Source organism: Pedobacter sp. 22163, assembly GCF_052045595.1.
In the GTDB taxonomy this organism is placed as follows: domain Bacteria; phylum Bacteroidota; class Bacteroidia; order Sphingobacteriales; family Sphingobacteriaceae; genus Pedobacter.
This window is the reverse complement of the sequence record NZ_JBQEPM010000004.1, coordinates 561,121-579,962: the sequence shown is the minus strand read 5'-3', so window position 1 is coordinate 579,962 and position 18,842 is coordinate 561,121. Positions and strand designations below refer to the sequence as shown.

Annotated in this window: 15 protein-coding genes; 6 read left to right on the top strand and 9 right to left on the bottom strand. The window is 37.8% G+C overall.

The window, feature by feature from the left end; translation table 11 throughout:
- Positions 1 to 128: 128 nt before the first annotated feature.
- The 4 genes from uvrA to ACTJKN_RS13630 form a co-directional block, all read right to left on the bottom strand.
- Positions 129 to 3,026, bottom strand: a complete 2,898-nt coding sequence (gene uvrA / locus ACTJKN_RS13645; protein WP_440825743.1) for an excinuclease ABC subunit UvrA — start codon at positions 3,024 to 3,026, stop codon at positions 129 to 131.
- 568 nt (positions 3,027 to 3,594) lie between these two features.
- Positions 3,595 to 3,876 carry a hypothetical protein gene (locus tag ACTJKN_RS13640; RefSeq protein WP_440825741.1) on the bottom strand — a complete coding sequence of 94 codons (282 nt, stop codon included), beginning with the start codon at positions 3,874 to 3,876 and terminating at the stop codon, positions 3,595 to 3,597.
- A gap of 184 nt (positions 3,877 to 4,060) precedes the next feature.
- The gene (locus tag ACTJKN_RS13635) at positions 4,061 to 5,107 is read right to left on the bottom strand and encodes a 2Fe-2S iron-sulfur cluster-binding protein (RefSeq protein WP_440825739.1); all 1,047 of its coding nucleotides are present in this window, start codon (positions 5,105 to 5,107) and stop codon (positions 4,061 to 4,063) included.
- A gap of 525 nt (positions 5,108 to 5,632) precedes the next feature.
- Positions 5,633 to 6,415, bottom strand: coding sequence for a lytic transglycosylase domain-containing protein (locus ACTJKN_RS13630; protein WP_440825737.1), 783 nt, complete (start codon positions 6,413 to 6,415; stop codon positions 5,633 to 5,635).
- Between the two features lie 263 nt (positions 6,416 to 6,678).
- Between ACTJKN_RS13630 and ACTJKN_RS13625 the strand changes: the two genes are divergently transcribed.
- From ACTJKN_RS13625 to ACTJKN_RS13605, 5 genes are all read left to right on the top strand, one after another.
- Complete coding sequence (locus ACTJKN_RS13625; protein WP_440825735.1) at positions 6,679 to 8,268, top strand: pseudouridine synthase; 1,590 nt, start codon at positions 6,679 to 6,681, stop codon at positions 8,266 to 8,268.
- Positions 8,269 to 8,768: 500 nt separating this feature from the next.
- Positions 8,769 to 9,878, top strand: a complete 1,110-nt coding sequence (locus tag ACTJKN_RS13620; RefSeq protein ID WP_440825733.1) for a lactonase family protein — start codon at positions 8,769 to 8,771, stop codon at positions 9,876 to 9,878.
- 18 nt (positions 9,879 to 9,896) lie between these two features.
- Positions 9,897 to 10,391: an SRPBCC family protein gene (locus tag ACTJKN_RS13615; RefSeq protein WP_440825731.1), complete on the top strand. Its 495-nt coding sequence runs from the start codon at positions 9,897 to 9,899 to the stop codon at positions 10,389 to 10,391.
- A gap of 4 nt (positions 10,392 to 10,395) precedes the next feature.
- A complete protein-coding gene (locus ACTJKN_RS13610) occupies positions 10,396 to 11,115 on the top strand; it encodes a phytanoyl-CoA dioxygenase family protein (RefSeq protein WP_440825729.1) in 720 nt (239 codons plus the stop codon).
- Between the two features lie 130 nt (positions 11,116 to 11,245).
- The gene (locus tag ACTJKN_RS13605; RefSeq protein WP_440825727.1) at positions 11,246 to 11,539 is read left to right on the top strand and encodes a GIY-YIG nuclease family protein; all 294 of its coding nucleotides are present in this window, start codon (positions 11,246 to 11,248) and stop codon (positions 11,537 to 11,539) included.
- A gap of 348 nt (positions 11,540 to 11,887) precedes the next feature.
- Here the strand turns inward: ACTJKN_RS13605 and ACTJKN_RS13600 are convergent, their stop codons facing one another.
- From ACTJKN_RS13600 to tilS, 4 genes are all read right to left on the bottom strand, one after another.
- The gene (locus ACTJKN_RS13600) at positions 11,888 to 12,334 is read right to left on the bottom strand and encodes a KTSC domain-containing protein (protein WP_029279950.1); all 447 of its coding nucleotides are present in this window, start codon (positions 12,332 to 12,334) and stop codon (positions 11,888 to 11,890) included.
- 257 nt (positions 12,335 to 12,591) lie between these two features.
- The gene (bshA, locus tag ACTJKN_RS13595; protein WP_131027844.1) at positions 12,592 to 13,734 is read right to left on the bottom strand and encodes an N-acetyl-alpha-D-glucosaminyl L-malate synthase BshA; all 1,143 of its coding nucleotides are present in this window, start codon (positions 13,732 to 13,734) and stop codon (positions 12,592 to 12,594) included.
- Between the two features lie 135 nt (positions 13,735 to 13,869).
- The gene (locus ACTJKN_RS13590; RefSeq protein WP_029282618.1) at positions 13,870 to 14,358 is read right to left on the bottom strand and encodes a hypothetical protein; all 489 of its coding nucleotides are present in this window, start codon (positions 14,356 to 14,358) and stop codon (positions 13,870 to 13,872) included.
- A complete protein-coding gene (gene tilS, locus ACTJKN_RS13585) occupies positions 14,359 to 15,690 on the bottom strand; it encodes a tRNA lysidine(34) synthetase TilS (RefSeq protein WP_440825724.1) in 1,332 nt (443 codons plus the stop codon).
- Between the two features lie 65 nt (positions 15,691 to 15,755).
- Between tilS and ACTJKN_RS13580 the strand changes: the two genes are divergently transcribed.
- Positions 15,756 to 18,116, top strand: a complete 2,361-nt coding sequence (locus tag ACTJKN_RS13580; protein WP_440825722.1) for an OstA-like protein — start codon at positions 15,756 to 15,758, stop codon at positions 18,114 to 18,116.
- A 153-nt stretch (positions 18,117 to 18,269) separates the two neighbouring features.
- Here ACTJKN_RS13580 and ACTJKN_RS13575 read toward each other — a convergent pair whose 3' ends face one another.
- Positions 18,270 to 18,842, bottom strand: coding sequence for a non-canonical purine NTP diphosphatase (locus ACTJKN_RS13575; RefSeq protein WP_440825721.1), 573 nt, complete (start codon positions 18,840 to 18,842; stop codon positions 18,270 to 18,272).

Here is an 18,842-nt window from a genome sequence, read left to right as displayed (position 1 = left end):
TCCTTCGACAGGCTCAGGATGACAATTTATTTGTACATAAAGACCCTGAAACAAATCCAATAGCTATCGGATCAGGGTGATGATCGCTTAAACCTGTAATCTCGGTCTTTCTGACTTCCAACCTCGAGCTATTTCTTTTTCTTTGACGCTTTGACTTCGGACTTCGGAATACCGACCTCGGACTCTAAAGCCATTTCCTTTTTCAAAAACTTTCCGGTTAAACTGATCGGGTTCTGGATCAAACCTTCTGGCGTACCTTCGAATAAAATCCTTCCGCCACCAGCACCGCCTTCTTCACCTAAATCGATCACCCAATCGGCCACTTTAACCACATCTAAATTGTGTTCAATTACCAAAATCGTATTTCCTTTATCAACCAGCTCTTGCAATACGCCTAAAAGCACAGCAATATCTTCGAAATGAAGTCCGGTGGTAGGTTCATCTAAAATGTAGAAAGTTTTTCCAGTATCTTTTTTAGAAAGCTCTGTAGCCAATTTAACCCGCTGCGCCTCGCCACCAGATAAAGTAACCGATGATTGTCCTAATGTAATATAACCTAAACCCACATCTTTCAATGTTTTGATCTTCCTATAAATGATCGGGATATTTTCGAAGAAATTACAGGCATCTTCAATACTCATATCCAGCACATCACTGATCGATTTTCCCCGGAAACGAACTTCTAAGGTTTCTCTATTATATCTTTTTCCGCCACATTCTTCACAAGGCACCTGTACATCAGGCAAGAAATTCATTTCAATCACCTTTAAACCAGCACCCTGGCAGGTTTCGCAACGGCCACCTTTTACATTAAAAGAGAAACGGCCGGGTTTGTAACCACGGATTTTTGCTTCAGGCAACTGTACAAACAGATTTCTGATATCAGAAAACACTCCGGTATAAGTAGATGGATTAGAACGAGGCGTTCTGCCGATAGGTGCCTGATCGATTTCAATCACCTTATCAATTTCTTTCAATCCGTTAATTTTCTCGTAAGGCAAAGGTTGTTTTTTCGCCCTAAAGAAATGATGGTTTAAAATCGGATATAAAGTTTCGGTAATCAAACTCGATTTACCACTGCCCGAAACTCCGGTTACGGCAATAAATTTACCCAAAGGAAAATCTACTGAAACTTCTTTTAAATTATGCCCGGTAGCTTTTAAGATCGACAATTTATGCCCATTGCCTTTTCTGCGTACTTTTGGCGTTTCAATTTTCTTTTTGCCGTTCAGGTAATCGGCAGTTAAGGTATTCGACTTCAGGATCTGTGCGGCAGTTCCTTCTGCAACTACCGTTCCGCCGTGAATACCCGCTCCAGGACCAACATCAATTACCCAATCGGCCTCCAGAATCATATCCTTATCGTGTTCTACCACCAAAACGGTATTTCCAAGATCACGGAGATTTTTAAGCGCATTGATCAAACGTTCGTTATCGCGCTGGTGCAAACCGATACTTGGCTCATCAAGGATGTACATTACATTCATCAACTGCGAACCGATCTGCGTAGCCAAACGGATCCGTTGCGCCTCACCACCAGAAAGTGTGCGGGCTGTTCTATCTAGCGTTAAATAGGTTAAACCAACATCTGTTAAGAAACCGATCCTGGCTTTAATCTCTTTTAAAATTTCCTTTGCAATGATATTCTGACGATCGCTAAGGCGTTCATCTACTTTTTCGAACCAGATGTTCAGGTTGAAAATATCCATTGATGACAGTTCGAAAATATTTTTGCCATCAACTTTAAAGTGTAGACTTTCTTTTTTCAAACGGGCACCATGACACTCCGGACAGGTTTTCAGTTTCCTGAATTCGTCCATATCATCTGATGCAGATTCGCTTCTCTTTTCATTCTGCTCTTCGAGCATTTTAATAATACCATCAAAAGTGATATTATAATTTTGAACGTTCCATTTATTGTATTCTACCTCAACCTTGATCAGATCGTGCGTACCGTTTAAGATGATGTTTATTACTTCATCGCTTAACTTTTCGATGGGGGTTGAAAGTGAGAAACTGTATTTTTTGGCTAATGCTTTTAACACCTGGAACATCCAAATATCACGATATTCGCCCAATGGAGCCAAACCACCGTTTAAAATACTCAGCTTGGGGTTTGGAATCACCGATTCTTTATCCACCACGAAGATATAACCTAAACCATCACAACGCTCACAGGCACCATAAGGCGAGTTGAATGAAAAACTGTTCGGTTGAGGTTCGTCGTAAGAAATACCAGTGGTTGGGCACATCAAAAATTTACTAAAATGCGCAACGTTATTATCTTTATCGCTGATTTTAATCACGCCTTTACCCATTTTCATCGCAATCTGCAACGAATCTAGCAGGCGTTTTTTATCTTTTACATCAATGATCAAACGGTCAATCACCACTTCGATATCGTGAATTTTGTAACGGTCTACCTGCATTTTAGCAGAAATATCCTTTATTTCTCCATCCACACGAACCTTTACATAACCCTGTTTACGGATCTGCTCAAAAAGCTCTCGGTAATGCCCTTTTCTACCTTTAACAACAGGTGCCAGAATATTTACTGCAACACCATCAAATTTATTAAAGATATTCTGCAGGATCTGGTCTTCACTCATGCGCTCCATCTTCTCGCCAGTATTGTACGAATAGGCATCGGCAACACGTGCATAAAGCAAACGCATAAAATCGTAAATCTCGGTAATGGTACCTACAGTAGAGCGAGGGTTTTTGCTGGTGGTTTTTTGCTCGATGGCAATAACCGGGCTCAATCCCGAAACCTTATCTACATCAGGGCGTTCCATCCCTCCCATAAACTGGCGGCTATAGGCACTAAATGTTTCCATATAACGGCGCTGTCCTTCCGCATAAATGGTATCAAAAGCCAACGAAGATTTACCGCTACCACTTAACCCTGTTATTACAACAAGTTGGTTGCGTGGAAAACTGACATCTATATTCTTTAAATTATGTACCCTCGCACCATATACTTCTACATCTTTTTGCTCGCCGAGGTCGATAGATTTATTGCTCATATTTTATTAAAAGTTGGAGGCAAAATTGAGCCTTTAAAAAGACAAAATTTCAATCTGCAAAAATGCTAAAAATTTTATCAAAATGAAAGTGTAATGCAATCTTGATTAAGGATTAATTGTCATAATATCAGCATTCATTTCTACAAAAATAACATGCTACAAACAACACGCTTAATAGGGCATCTGTTTTAAATTTATACAAATAAAGGAGATAAAGATTATTTATTGAATAGATATTGGATAAGTTGATCTCCGCCGACTAATTGTCATAATGCGACTTCTATTAGTAGGAAATCAGAGGCAAACAGCGGAGACAGATTAAAATTCGTCATACCAGATAAACGCTGATAATGAGAGAACGGTTTTGTATTTTTAAGAATTGATTTTGAAAACCGCTTGATTAGTTAGATAATTAGTTCAGTCGCCTATAAATACCTAAAACAAACAAGCTGTGTAAAATAGTAATTATGTGTAATAATTAGCGTATAACCTCTACAATGCAAATCTAGTTAAGTTGAACATATGTCCGATAAGTTGCCCGACATATGTTCTAATTTTTTGGATCTAGTTATAAGCTAAAATTATCATTTAACCACTTCTTAATATTCGCATGACTTCGGGTTGTTCCTGGAAGTTTATCACGCAATGCATCTTCCAACTTATTTAGGGTAGTTTGACTGGTCCATCCTTTATCGGTCATATATCTATTTAGAAATGGGAGGACTTCATATCCTTCATGCCTGTCAAGAAGTACATTATCAGGGAAACCCGTAATTTTAGCATTGTCGCTTTCTGCAGAAGCAGTCCAAGAGTACTTAAGCTTTAAATCACTCTTTTTAAAATTTGCCATATTATAGTTTTAAATTGATAAGCTCGAAAATATTCTTTCTTAACAATAAAATTTTACGGAAAACCATAAGATAAAAAATCATTCTAAATTGCTTTCCCTCTCAGCTCCCATAGATCTACATTCGAGATGACGATGCAACTGCGAGCACCATGCTAACCAATGAACCAATGGCTAATGAACCAACCTACCACGCTATCGTTGTCCCATTCTCTGTCGGGTGTCCGGTACAAACCAAAACCCTGCCTCTTTCCAATTCATCATCAGTAAGCACCTCATTGTAATCCATCCTTACGCCACCTTTGGTGCAATTAGCCACACAGGTACTGCATACGCCCCCGCGACAACTATACGGTAGTTTGATTTTATTTTCCAGCGCAACATCTAAAATTCTTTTTGGCCAGGGCACTTCGAGGTTGTAAGTTTCTCCTCTAAAATTTAAAATTACCGAGTAAGTATTTTTATCGACAACCTTTTCTGCCGAACCATCATCTTCATCTACCTCATCTTCTGGCAATACAAATGTTTCTCTTTTAATTTGTTTGATATCGAAACCCATGCCCAGCAAGGTGATCCGGCATAAATCCATATAAATTATCGGACCACAGCTGTAAAACAGCGCATTATTCCGATCAAAATGTAAATGCTCTTTAATTAACTTTTCGATATAGAATTTATTCAATCTAGCCGTCATTAAGTTTTTGCTATTGCTAAAAACCCAAACAATCTTTAATCTATCCGGATATTTCTTTTGCCATTCGTTCAGCTCATCATAAAATAATGCATCCTCCATTGATCGGTTACTATATACTAGTGTAACCAATGATTTTTTCTCACACACTAAGGCCGTTTTCAAAATCGAGAATAATGGAGTGATTCCCACCCCTGCAGCAAACAGAAAAAGATCACGTTCCAGGTTTTCTTCTGGCAAGTAGCTGAACATGCCTTGAGGCTCTTGCGCCAAGAGAATATCATTTACCGAAGTTTTATGGTGTAAGAATCTCGAAATCTCTCCATTTTCTACCCTTTTCACTGTAATGGCCAAAGGCTCATCCACGTCTGGTGAGCTATTAAAAGAATACGACCTTCTTATCTCCTTGTGTTTCCCCTGAAAAACCAAAGAAATAAACTGACCGGCTAAATACTTTGGATATTGTTGATCTACTTCCTCAAATTGAAAAGTAATGTTATCGCCAGGTTGATTTATGATTTTATTGATGCGCAGTTTGAACATATACAAAGAAAAGGAATTGATTTATTAGTTCAATCGTTCATTGGTCATTAGTTAGCAGAAAGAAAAGGTTTAGGGTTTAGGGTTTAGGGTTTAGGGTTTAGGGTTTAGGAAAAACACCAGTCAAACAATTTTGTGTTCGATAATATTAAAAACACACGCACTTAAATGACCTTCTATTTCTTATATGGTAAAATTTTTCCGTGTTAATCTGTGCTTCCGTGGCTAAATGTTCATTTGTTCATTTGCCATTAGTTCATTAGTTAGCATAACGCAGAAAATAATTCAGTGTTAATCTGTGCTTCCGTGGCTAAATGTTCATTTGTTCATTTGCCATTGGTTCATTAGTTAGCATAACGCAGAAAATTCTCGTATCAATTAATAACACCTAAAAAAACGTTTAGTGGTTAGATTTTAGTAAAAAACAAACCTGTGTAATCCAACAATCTGTGCAATCACTTTCAAAAAAAAACGTCCCGATTTAAAACCGGGACGCCTTACCAAATGCTTGTCTTTATCTTAATTATATTATTCGGCGTTGTAGGCCAATAATACTCTCGGTTTTTCGTAACCGTAACGTTTCGGGTGCTCCATAATCTGTTTCATAGAAATCACTTTATAAACATAGCCTCCGGTTTCGCGGTTCAGCTTCATTTTGTAGTAATTATCTTGATTTTGATTATTGATCTGCTTGCGTAGGCGTCCGTCGCCAACATTGTAAGCCGCAGCTACCAATGTCCAGCTTTCTAAACCTTTATACATTTCTTTAATGTATTTGCAGGCAGCAATGGTCGATTTACGCAGATTATAGCGTTCATCAACATTTCCGTTTACTCTTAATCCATAGGTACGGGCTGTGCCAGGCATAAACTGCCAGATTCCGGCTGCACCTTTTGGAGAAACTCCTTCCGCCATTCCAGATTCGACCAGGGCCAAATACTTAAAATCGTTAGGAATTCCGTAGGCAGCGAGGATAGGCTCAATTACCGGAAACCATTTTGCTGCTTTTGCATGCAATTTATTGGTCTGAGTGTTCCCGTAAGTGTGTGCTGCAAGGATTTTTTTCATTTTGCGTTCTACCTTTTTATCGCCTAACGGCAGGGTTTCTTCTGCAAAATTTAACTGTGCCATTAAAGATAGCGGCTTATCCGCATTTTCAACTTTCAGGCTATCAGATTTGGGTATTGTAGTGTTTAATTTTTCTTCTTTTAAAAGACTTTTTTGTGCTAAGGGCATTTGGTAAGCGAACACTTTTGCCAAGATAAATAGTGTCGCCACTACCGCAAATGGTACGATGTGTTTCTTTAACATTTTCCTCCTTTTTTTGGTGAACTTATATAAAAACGTTGGCAAAGGTAAAAAATAATAAGCACATTATCAAATAGTTACAGAATTAACCCCAAAAATCAGCCTCTAAAGCGCTTTAAATGTGGATTTTAAATTTTGATTTTCAGCCAATTTTTTCTATTTTAGAGGCTATTTTTTTATCTAATTTTTCCGCTCTTAAAATTGTTATGTTCATCAATTTTTCATAAATTTGCAACCCGCATTTTTAATGTGGTTAAAAGCGTATCATGATAAATAAAAACAACAGGAACAGTCGGGATGACAAGTCCAAACCAGGCAGTCGGAAAACAGAAGGCAGAAGTAGTTCGGCCGGGTCTGACAGAAGAAGATCAGACGACAAAGACAGCAAATTCAAAAAATCATCCGATTCTAAAGACGGCTTCAAACCTAGAAGCTCAGAGGGTAAAGATTTCAAATCAAAATCTTTCGGAGACAAAAAAGACTTCAGGCCAAGAACAGGAGACCGTAATTTTAAATCGAAAGATGGAGAATCAACAGGATTCAAATTTGGAGACCGCGAGTTTAAATCAAAAGATAACAACTCAAAATCAGAAGACCGCAGTTTCAAGCCAAGAGAAGGTGGATCGAGAGATTACAAGCCAAGAACTGGAGATCGTGATTTCAAATCGAGAGAGGGAGGATCAAGAGATTACAAACCGAAAACAGGAGACAGAGATTTTAAACCAAGAGAAGGTGGTGCAAGAGATTATAAGCCAAGAACAGGAGAACGCGATTTCAAATCTAAGGATGTAGATTCGAGAGATTTTAAACCGAGAACTGGCGACCGCGACTTTAAATCGAAAGAAGGCGGATCAAGAGATTACAAGCCAAGAACAGGAGACCGTGATTTCAAATCGAAAGATGGTGGAACAAGAGATTTCAAACCAAGAGAAGGTGGCTATAAAGATTACAAATCAAGAGGCAAATCTGATGATTTCAAGCCAAGTGCTGGAAGTTCAAGAGATGTAAAACCTAGAGAACCGAGGGAAGGCGACACCCGTCCGTTTAGAAAACGCGAGGATGCTCAGCCAAGAGATACAGAATTTAACCGCCCAGAGCGCACTGTAATTGCCCAAGGCCGCAAAACAAATGAAGAGAAAGGCTTAATTCGCCTTAACAGATATATTTCAAATGCAGGTATCTGCTCCCGCCGTAAAGCTGATGAGCTAATTGCTGCCGGCATTATTACCGTAAACGGAGAAGCCATTACCGAATTAGGACATAAAGTTGATCCAGCGAAAGATTTAGTACGTTATAACGGCGAGCTATTGAAACGCGAGAAAAAAGTTTACGTTTTATTAAACAAACCAAAAGATTACATCACCACTACCGACGATCCACAAGAACGCCGTACGGTAATGCAATTGGTTGACAAGGCGAGCCGCGAGCGTATTTACCCCGTTGGCCGTTTAGACCGTAATACAACAGGTTTATTGTTGATGACAAACGATGGTGATTTAGCAGATAAATTATCGCATCCTAAAAACGGTATCACCAAAATTTACAATATTGAGCTGGATAAAGCTTTATCACAAGGCGATTTAAACAAAATTGCTTTTGGTTTAGAGCTGGAAGACGGATTGATTAAACCGGATAACATTTCTTACGTTGCAGGTGGAACCAAAAAAGAAATCGGCATCCAGATCCATAGCGGTAAAAACAGAATTGTTCGTCGTATTTTCGAGCACCTGGGTTACAATGTAGAAAAATTAGACCGTGTAGTATATGGTAATCTGACTAAGAAAGATCTACCACGTGGCAGATGGCGCTATCTTGAAGATCATGAATTGATCCAGATTAAACATCTGATAAAATAATATGTAAAAAGGCAACCAATGGTTGCCTTTTTTGTTGCTTTACAAAAAAAAATATTATCCTGAGCAATCAATTTTTTCAGAAAAATATTGGAGTGGATTTGACAGGGTGCGGGGTATCGTCATTCCCAACTCGATTGGGAACCACGGAGTACTCATCGAAGATAATCGTAATGCTTTGGAAGGGGCTGTAGGTTGCATTAAGATTCCCGCCTGCGCGGGAAAGACGACCTTTCTCTGGAATCCGTCATTGATTGGCATAGCCCAAGGATAATCTTTTCATATCTATCTCGTAACGTCTTCGACTACGCTGAGACTGACAAATTTGAGTATAGCTTAAGCATACTGCACCTTGTTGCCAATTTATATTTTTAAGATTCTGAAATAAATTAAGAACGACGAAAACGGTTTATCAAATAGAAATTAATTTCCGTGCTCTTCCGTGCCTCCGTGGCTAATTACATTTTAATTCCCCATATTTGTTAAAATCAATATCGTTTTTCATGAAAAAAATTAGTTCAGTATTTATACTTTCTATACTATCAACGCTAACATTTGCGCAAAAGACCAATTACAACCTTATTGTTGGCACCTATACCGCACCTGGAAAAAGCGAAGGAATCTATACTTACAACTTTAATACTTCAACCGCAGCTACAACGGCAAAAAGCATCACAAAAAACACGGCGAACCCGAGTTATCTGGCTGTTTCTCCAGATCAGAAATTTGTTTATGTAGTTAATGAAACCGGAGCCACCAGCACAGTTAGTGCTTTTAAATACAACGCAACAACAGGTGCTTTAACTTTTTTAAATAAGGTAGACAGCCACGGCGCCGATCCTTGTTTTATTACCGTTGATGCCAAAAATGTTATTGTTGCGAATTATAGCGGAGGCAGTTTAGCGGTATTCGCACGCAAGACTGATGGTGCCTTAACAGCAGCTTTGCAAGTAATTAAACATACCGGAAAAAGCATCGATCCTAAAGGCAGACAAGAAAGTGCACATGTGCATATGGTTAAATTTACGCCAGATCACAAATATTTAATTGTTAACGATCTGGGTGAAGATCAAACTTATATTTACAACTATAACCCTTCCTCAAAAGAAAAAATATTAACCGTTAAGTCGGTAATTAAAACCAATGCAGGCACTGGCCCCAGGCACATCACTTTTAGTCCGAATGGGAAATTTGCCTATTTAGCGCACGAATTTAATGGCAGCATAACGGTTTTCGCCTATTCGAATGGAAGTTTAACCAAAATTCAGGAAATTGGTACTACGCCAAAAGATTTTACCGGAAAAATTGATGGTGCCGACATCCATGTTTCGGCTGACGGAAAATTTCTTTACGAAACCAACCGTGGAGATGCCAATAGCATTTCTGCCTTTTCCATTCTACCGACCGGAAAATTGAAATTTATCGAAACAGTCAGTACACTCGGCAAAGGGCCAAGAAACTTTACGATTGATCCGACTGGAAAATTTCTATTGATCGGCCATCAATACACCAATAACATCGTTATTTTTAACCGAAATAAAACCACTGGCAAATTAACCGATAGCGGTAAACGCATTGATGTTGGCGCGCCAGTTTGTTTAGTTTTTAATTAATTACCTAAAATTAAGCCAATGGAAAACTTCGATTGGACTAGATTCACCATTAAGATTGCTGTTAAAGCGAAACTTGAAGACATGTATAATGCCTGGACAAAAGCCAGCGAAATTGAGAAATGGTTTTTAAGTGAGGCGGAATTTTCTGACGAGAATAACGTATTACTCAACAAAACGCAAAACGTATTGAAAGGCGATAAATACAAATGGATCTGGTATTTGTATGATGATATTGAAAAAGGGAGCATCACTGAAGCCAATGGCAAAAATGAACTTCAATTTACTTTTGCAGGCGAATGTTTGGTAGACATTAAACTCAGAGAAGAGTTTGAGTATGTAGTTGTAGAGTTGACGCAAAAGAACATCCCTTTAGATGACAATGCAAAAAGAAATATTCGCTTAGGTTGTCATAACGGTTGGAGTTTTTATTTGGTTAATTTAAAATCCGTTTACGAAGGTGGCTTAGACTTAAGAAATAAGGATAACCGCTTTAAACCCATGTTGAATAATTGAGGTGATGGATTTGGTGGTTAAGGAAAAAGAAATTCAGGAATTAGGTTTTTCGGTCGTAGATGATGTATTTACAGCCCAGGAAGTTGAAGATATCCTTGCAGCGATTAACAGGACAGATTCTACAAAAGAAACCTTTAGAAAATCAGGCGATCTTTTTGCGATACGTCAATTTTTAAAAGAAGTTCCAGAAACAATCCATCTTATTTTCAATCACAAACTCAAACACATCATAAAAGAGGTTTTTGGTCAAGACTATTTTCTTGTCAAATCGATCTATTTCGACAAACCCGAAACTTCAAATTGGTTTGTTTCCTATCATCAGGATTTAACGATTTCAGTTAACCAGAAAATAGAAATAGCTGGTTTTGAGCCTTACACTAATAAACATAATCAGTTTGCCGTTCAACCGCCACTTAATATCCTCGAAAACAATTTCACTATCCGCATTCATCTCGACGATACCAACGAGGAGAACGGTGCATTAAAAGTAATTGCCAATTCGCATAGCAAAGGCATTTATCGCCCCGAAACCATAAACTGGAGTATAGAAAAAGAAATAAGTTGCAACGTAAAAAGAGGTGGTGTGATGATTATGAAACCACTGCTCCTGCACAGTTCGAGCAGAACAACAAACAATCAAAAAAGAAGGGTAATTCATTTGGAGTTTAGCAACAAAATACTGCCAAAGGAATTAAAATGGTCGGAATATTTGAGTTTAATGTGATATACTGAAACAAGCTCAATATAATGGAACGCGCAAATAAATTAAGCTACTTTACTTACGCGAGCGTCCAGCTGTATTTATTTCAGCATCTTTATTGCAAGAAAAATAATAAAATAGAACAACAGAAGTTATGGAACGAGGTGGCTGCGTTTACATATTAACTAATCATACGCATACAGTTTTATATATTGGCGTAACATCAGATTTATATTTCAGGATAGTTGAGCACAGGGAGAAGAAATATCCAGATTCATTTACAGCCAAATACAATTGTAGTAAACTCATTTATTTTGAACAATTTGAATCGATTGAAGAAGCAATTGCAAAAGAGAAGCAATTGAAAAACTGGAAGCGGATCTGGAAGATTAATCTGATTAATCAAAATAACTCAAATTGGGAGGATTTGTTTGAAACCCTAGAATAAAGCTGAAACACCCATTCGATCCGTCACCCTGACCTGTAGCGCAGCGGAAAGCTACGCAGTAAATTCATTTCAGGGTCACAAATTAGCAGATAGATACTGAAACAAGTTCAGTATGACGAAACGCGGGAACACGTTCAACACAGAAATCCAATCCCCCTCGATCCGTCACCCTGAATTCATTTCAGGGTCTTAAACAACAAGTGAGCAGGATAGATACTTACCATGTGGTAGCTACAAGACAATTGAAAAACTATTTCTACTTGTAAAACTAGTCCAGCATGACGGCCCGAAAAAACAAAAAATGGCCCCGATTTTCATTGGGGCCATTTAATATTATATGGTCGCTTATTATGCAGGTTCTGCAACTCTGGCTACATTGCGATATGGGAATTCATTAAAGATATGTCTGCGGGCAAAACGGCCAGGAGAATCGGCGTTAACCAATTTCACGTAGATTGCTTTTGGTACATCGAAGTATTCGTAAGCACTTCCATCAAAAAACTGGATATTTAAAACCTGTTGTTTGTATTCGAAATCCTGAATATTCGATAATGTTGTCGTTTGCGTGTACGTTTCGATATTTTGTTCGCGTGTTTCTGGCGCAATACTTACCAGGAAATGGTAAGCTTCGATAATTTCTTTACTTCTAGCTTCTGCATCTAATTTCTCTTCTTCCTGCTGAAATTTATCAGGGTGACAATCTTTCATCAATGTGCGGTACACAGATTTAAGCTCTTTTAACTCAGCATTTTTATCTACGCTCAAAAGCTTTCTGTAATCAACTATTTTCTTCATTTGGGATAACCTCTTTTTTAATTTTGTCGAAATGATTTAGGGATCTTTATCTGCAAAACCGTTTCAAGCCGCAAAGATACGATTTATAATCATTTGATTTTGAGAAAGTTTACTTTTATTAAATATTGCTGATATGATTCATCAACTAATGAGTTCTCTGGTATCTTACTTAAGTTTTTTAACAACAGATGCACACGGATTTATCATCTGTGTGCATCCTTTTATCTGTGGTTAAATATAACGTGAGACTTAATTTGTTAATATTTAGGCTGTAATGAGTTTTCGATTACTTCCTTATAATAGTTAACATAAACAGGAAGGATCTTTTTAAGGTCAAAATCTTGTGCCCTTGCAAAAGCATTTTCTTTGAAACGGTTCAGGGTTTCATCATCCTTTAATATTTCAATGGCATGGGCTGCCATCGCATCTACATCTCCAACATTGCTCATGTAGCCACAAAATCCATCAACATTAAGTTCAGGTAAACCACCCGCATTTGTAGTAATTGCCGGCACTTTACAAGCCATTGCCTCTAACGCAGCCAAACCGAAGCTCTCCGATTCTGATGGCATTAAGAAAAGATCTGAAACCGACAAGATTTCTTCTACTGCATCTTGTTTGCCTAAAAACCTTACATTTTCACAAATATTCAACGATCTGCAAAGCTGCTCATCATATGCACGCTCAGGTCCATCACCTACCATTAATAATTTTGATGGAATAACCGCCTGTACTTTTTCGAAAATCCTAATCACATCAGCTGTACGTTTCACTTTCCTGAAATTACTGGTATGGATTAAAATCCTTTCGTTATTTGGCGCGATTGCTTTTTTGAAGTGACCTTTTGCCTGTAAACTAAAGCGTGAAAAATCTATAAAATTTGGGATTACCTTAATTTCTTTCGTAATCTCGAAGTGGTTATAAGTATCTTCTTTTAAATCTTCTGACACTGTAGTTACACCATCGCTTTGATTAATGGAAAAGGTAACCACAGGTTTATAAGTTGGATCTTTACCCACCAAAGTAATATCGGTACCGTGCAAGGTAGTTACCACCGGAATATGAATGCCATAACTTGCCAAAATCTGTTTCGCCATAAAAGCAGCAGAAGCATGTGGAATGGCATAATGAACGTGTAATACATCCAATTGTTCAAAACGGACAACATCTACCAGTTTGCTGGCCAGGGCCGATTCGTAAGGAGCGTAATCAAAAAGTGGATAATCTCTTACCGAAACCTCGTGATAAAACAGGTTGGCCGAAAAAAAATCAAGCCTGGCAGGCTGACTATAAGTAATAAAGTGAACCTGATGTCCCTCGTTAGCAAGTGCTTTACCAAGTTCTGTTGCAACTACTCCACTACCGCCAAAAGTGGGGTAGCAAACAATTCCTATCTTCATTGTATATGTATTGTTGTTATCGCAAATGTAGCCGATTTTAATCTATAATGCGTGTCGGCTTATTGCAATAAAAAAGACGAGATATTGAGTAGAGATTTTATTAGAGACCGGAAGAAAATTATTGCACCCAAATTATTATTTGAGATTTCGCATTTCTTCTTTGATTACAAGGAAAAGTTCGTTAGGCCTTTGGGTGCCAATAAAATATTCCAAGCCATCGCGATCGGTTAAAACAACTGCATCTTTGCCCGATGAATAAAAACGGATCGTACCTTTTGTATGCAGGTTGTAAACCGGATTATTGAAAAAATAACGGCTATACGTTGCCTTACGAACATCAACAATACTGTTCAGATCAATCTTTACACGTTTGGTTGTCCAAAGACCATCCAAAATCATACTGCCATTATCTACTACAATTTTGTATTGGATAAGGAAAAGTAAAAGCATCGAAACACCGATGATCCCGAAACCTACAACAAGAAACAAGTCTTGTGTATTGTCACGATCGCGCTCATAAACGTAGGCTGCAAAACAGAACGCAGCCATAATAAGCCTAATGAAAATACGGACATAATCACGGCCGATGTACTGTTTTTCGATATAGGCGTATTTGCTTTCCACTTATTTAATTTTGAGTTCGAATATAGCAACTTTTTTTGTTGCTGTAGTTAATTTATATCGGTTATCCTGTCGCATACCAGCAATCCAAACAATTTCACCATTGCCGTTAACCAAAATCGGTGTAACGCTTTTCAAATGTAGGGGAACTTTCTCGTCGATAAAATAATCGCTCACTTTTTTGGGATTACGCATACCTAACGGAATAAATTTATCTCCATGTTGCCAGTTCCTCAACACCAAAGGGAAAATTAATTTATCAGCATTTACAAACGCTTTATTCGAATTAATTTCGAATTTCACTTCATCTGTAAACCTCAACGAAATTTCATCATTAGCAAAAACAATGTTTTCAGTTGTTGGGTGGATAAACTGATTAGCAGTAACCGATGTGTTTTTTTCAATAATAACCAGGTCACTTCTATTGATAATGGCCTGATGTGTGGCACTAAAAAAATGTGTACCACTTAAAGCCTTTAAACTGTCTAAAATTTCTTTCACTACATTTTCGCCAAAATTAAAAGGCTTAAGTAACTCGTAAAGCAAGAGTTTTTGCGGATTTAATTTCGAAACCTCTTCCAAAGAAATATAAATGCCATCATTCCTTTTATTTAAAATTTTATTTTCAAGTTTCTGAACCTGGATATTTAAAAAAGTCTCCAATTCAGCAAAGCGTGAGCTATTTTCTGCAAATGTTTTCACAAGGTTAGGGTTAATTTCCTGCAAATGCGGCACTACCTGTAGTCTGATTTTATTCCGTGTATAATTCGTACTTGCGTTCGAGCTATCTTCTACAAAATCGATGTTATTAGCCCTTACAATTTCATCAATCTGCTGTCGGTTCAAAAAGAGCAAGGGTCTGATCAGTAAATCACGTTTAGGTAAAATGCCATGCAACCCGCTTATGCCTGTGCCACGGGTAAGGTTAATGAGTATGGTTTCTACCGCATCGTTTTGGTGTTGCGCCAGGGCTATATAATCGTAACTTTCTTTATGCCTAATTTCTTCAAACCAGTTATAGCGCAGATCGCGTGCTGCCATCTGGGTAGAAATTTTATTTTCGGCCGCATATTTTTTGGTATCAAAATGCGTTATATAAAAAGGTAATCCTAAACTTTTGGCCAGTAGCGCAACAAAACTTTCATCACGTTGAGCCTCATCAGCCCGTAAATTAAAATTACAATGTGCCACACCAATATCAACGCCTATTGCTTTAAATAAATGCAACATTAATACCGAGTCTTTTCCCCCACTTACGGCCAAAAGGATCTTGTTAGCCCGAACAAACAGCTGGTGCTGTTCAATGAAATCCTGAAATTGTTTTACGGGTAACATCCATCAAAAATATTTAATTTTAACTGGTATTCCGAACGTTCGGAACAAAAAACTAACTTTGTAGTGTGCAAAAACTATTTGTCTTTTTATTTCTTTTAATCAGTCCAGTATTTTTATTCGGTCAGCAACCCGCTTCGAAGATTAAAATCGTATCGTTCACAAAAATAACAGGCGACCTTAAGAATAAGGTAAACTATCTACGAAACCCTGTCTTCCAACAAGATAATGCAACTCTGACCTGCGATAGTGCCGTATTTTATAGCGAGCGGAACTATTTTGAAGCTTTTAAAAATGTACATATCAACCAGCTTACCACTGATATTTATTCCGATCAACTGGAGTATGATGGGAATAAAAAACATGCGCATTTAACCGGAAATGTGGTGATGAAAGACCCAACATCCACCTTAACCACCAATATTTTAGATTACAATACCCTCAGCAAGATAGGCACTTATACCAGTGGAGGAAAAATTGTAAATCAAGAGGTAACAGTAACGAGTAAAAATGGCTATTATTTTAGCCAAAGAAACGTAGCCTACTTTAAATATGATGTGATAGTAGTTACGCCTCAATCGGTCATAAAATCGGATACGATGAGCTATAATACTCAGGATAAATGGACCTACTTTTATGGCCCTACCAATATCAAGGGAAAAGACGATAATCTTTACACCGAAAATGGTCAGTATAATACGATGACTGAGGATGCTTTTTTTGGAAAGAAAAACCTATACACGCAAGGCACCAGATCGTTAAAAGGTGATAGTTTGTATTATTTCGGGAAGAAAGGCATTGGTAAAGCAGTAAAAAACATTGTTTTTTCTGATACAAAAGATAAGATGAAGATGTTCGGTGATTTGGGATATTACTATAAAATGGATCAGCGGACCTTGGTTACCAGAAATGCATATTTAGGAATAGGCACGGAAGATTCGGTAATGGTGAAGAATAAAAAAAGACCAGATAGTTTATGGATGGGTGCCGATACTTTAGAAACGCAGATGGTATTGCAAAAAACCTTAAAACTAATCCCTAAAATTTCGATTAAAGCCGACAATCAGGTTGGCGAAGATGATGAAGATACCGGAGAAAAGAAAGAAAAAGGGGAGCCAAAATACAAACCGGAAGCTGAATCTACCCAAAAAGAAGACAGAAATAAGCGTAAAAATAGCAGGGCTGATAAAAAGAAAAAGAACAAAGGCGATACCGAAGCGGAAGACGCGCTTAACCTGAAGGATAAAAGTATTGATAGTTTAAAATCGAAGGTAGACTCACTTGGCAAGGACCTGCCCAAGCTTAACCTTGATAGTTTGCAGAAAAATAATCTTTTAAAGAACAAGGCCGATTCCCTTATTAAAAACCTGCCTAAACTTAAAACTGATAGTCTGAAAAAACTGGCTGACAAAACCAATTCGATAGCAAAGGATGTATCGAAAACAAAAATCGATAGCCTGCAAAAAAAGATAACAAAATCTGGCGCTAAAGATAGCTTAACAAAAGCGCTAGGAAACTTAAAACCAGGTGCATTAAAGACTGATACGGCCAAATTTAACCCGGCTGATACCGTTCAAACCCGTATAATTAAGGCTTACCATGGCGTTAAGATTTTTAAAACTAATATACAGGCCAAAACCGACAGCCTTTTTTATACCAGTGCCGATTCTACGCTACGTTGCTACAGTAATCCAATCATCTGGTCAGAAGGTTCTCAACAGGTTGGCGACACGATATTTGTTCAGTTCAAGAATAAAAAACTAAATAATTTACAGGCATTTAGAAATGCATTTTTAGTAAATACACCAAAAGATTCGTTAAGGTTTAACCAGATAAAAGGAAGGTTAATGACTGGTTTCTTTACCAACGGAAAATTCAAGAACCTATATGTAGATGGCAATGCCGAAAGTATTTATTATACCCAGGATGACAGTACAAAGGTGTATAAAGAAATGAATCAAACCCTAAGCAGCAGGATAAAATTCATCTTCAAGGATAATGAAAATGCAATTGAGGAAATTGTTTATATCAAGGGAATAGAAGGCGCTTTGAATCCGGAAAACACGATTGCAAAAGATCATGTTTTAAAAGGATTTTCATGGAAACCTACCGAACGCCCAAAATCAAAAAAAGATGCCATTGGCTCATCTGGAAAACCTAAACCCAAAACAAAGGCCAAAACAGTTGCTGGCAAAACTGTAGCCGGTGCTAAAACCACAACCCCAATAATTAAACCATCAACAACGGCACCTGTGGTTAAACCAAAAATCACATTGGGAAAAGACAGCTTAAATGTGGATAAGAAATTGCCACAAACTAAACCGGCAGACACGGCCAATTTTGGCATTAAACCCATTTTACCGAAAAAGGATTCCGTTCAGGTGAAAAAAGATTCTGTTCAGGTGAAAAAGGCGGTTGGTAAAATGTAATAAATGTGATCGTCATTTCGACTGGAGCGCAGCGGAATGGAGAAATCTTTTGATGAAAAGTTCAAAGATTTCTCCTCCAAAGGAGTTCCTTCGGAACACTATGGTCGAAATGACGATCTATCAAAATCTAATAATCTCGTAAAGCCTACTCTCCTATCCCTTCAAAAAATCCAACATCTTTTTAAGTGCAATGGCACGGTGGCTGATTTTATTCTTCTCTGTCATGTCCATTTCAGCAAAAGTGATATCATAACCATCCGGCTGAAAAATAGGATCATAACCAAAGCCTTTCGAACCTGATAATTCTGTCCTGATGGTTCCATCAATTAAACCTTCAAATATATGGTTTTTGCCATTCTGCATTAAGGAGATTACCGTTTTAAACCTTGCTTTTCTGTTGAGGTTCCCTTCAAGCTTAGCTAAAACCAATTGAATATTTTCTAAGCTATCCCTGCTTCCCGAATATCGGGCAGAGTAAACTCCCGGTTCGTTATTCAAAGCATCTACCTCTAAACCGCTATCATCTGCAAAACAGTCAAAATCAAAATGTTCGACCACGTAGTTACTTTTTAAAGTAGCATTTCCTTCAAAGGTATCTGCAGTTTCAGGAATATCAACCAAACAACCAATATCTTCCAGATTCAGCACCTCATATTTACCTTCAAGTGCAGTCCGTATTTCTTCGGTTTTATGTTGATTATTGGTCGCAAATACAAGTTTTTTCAT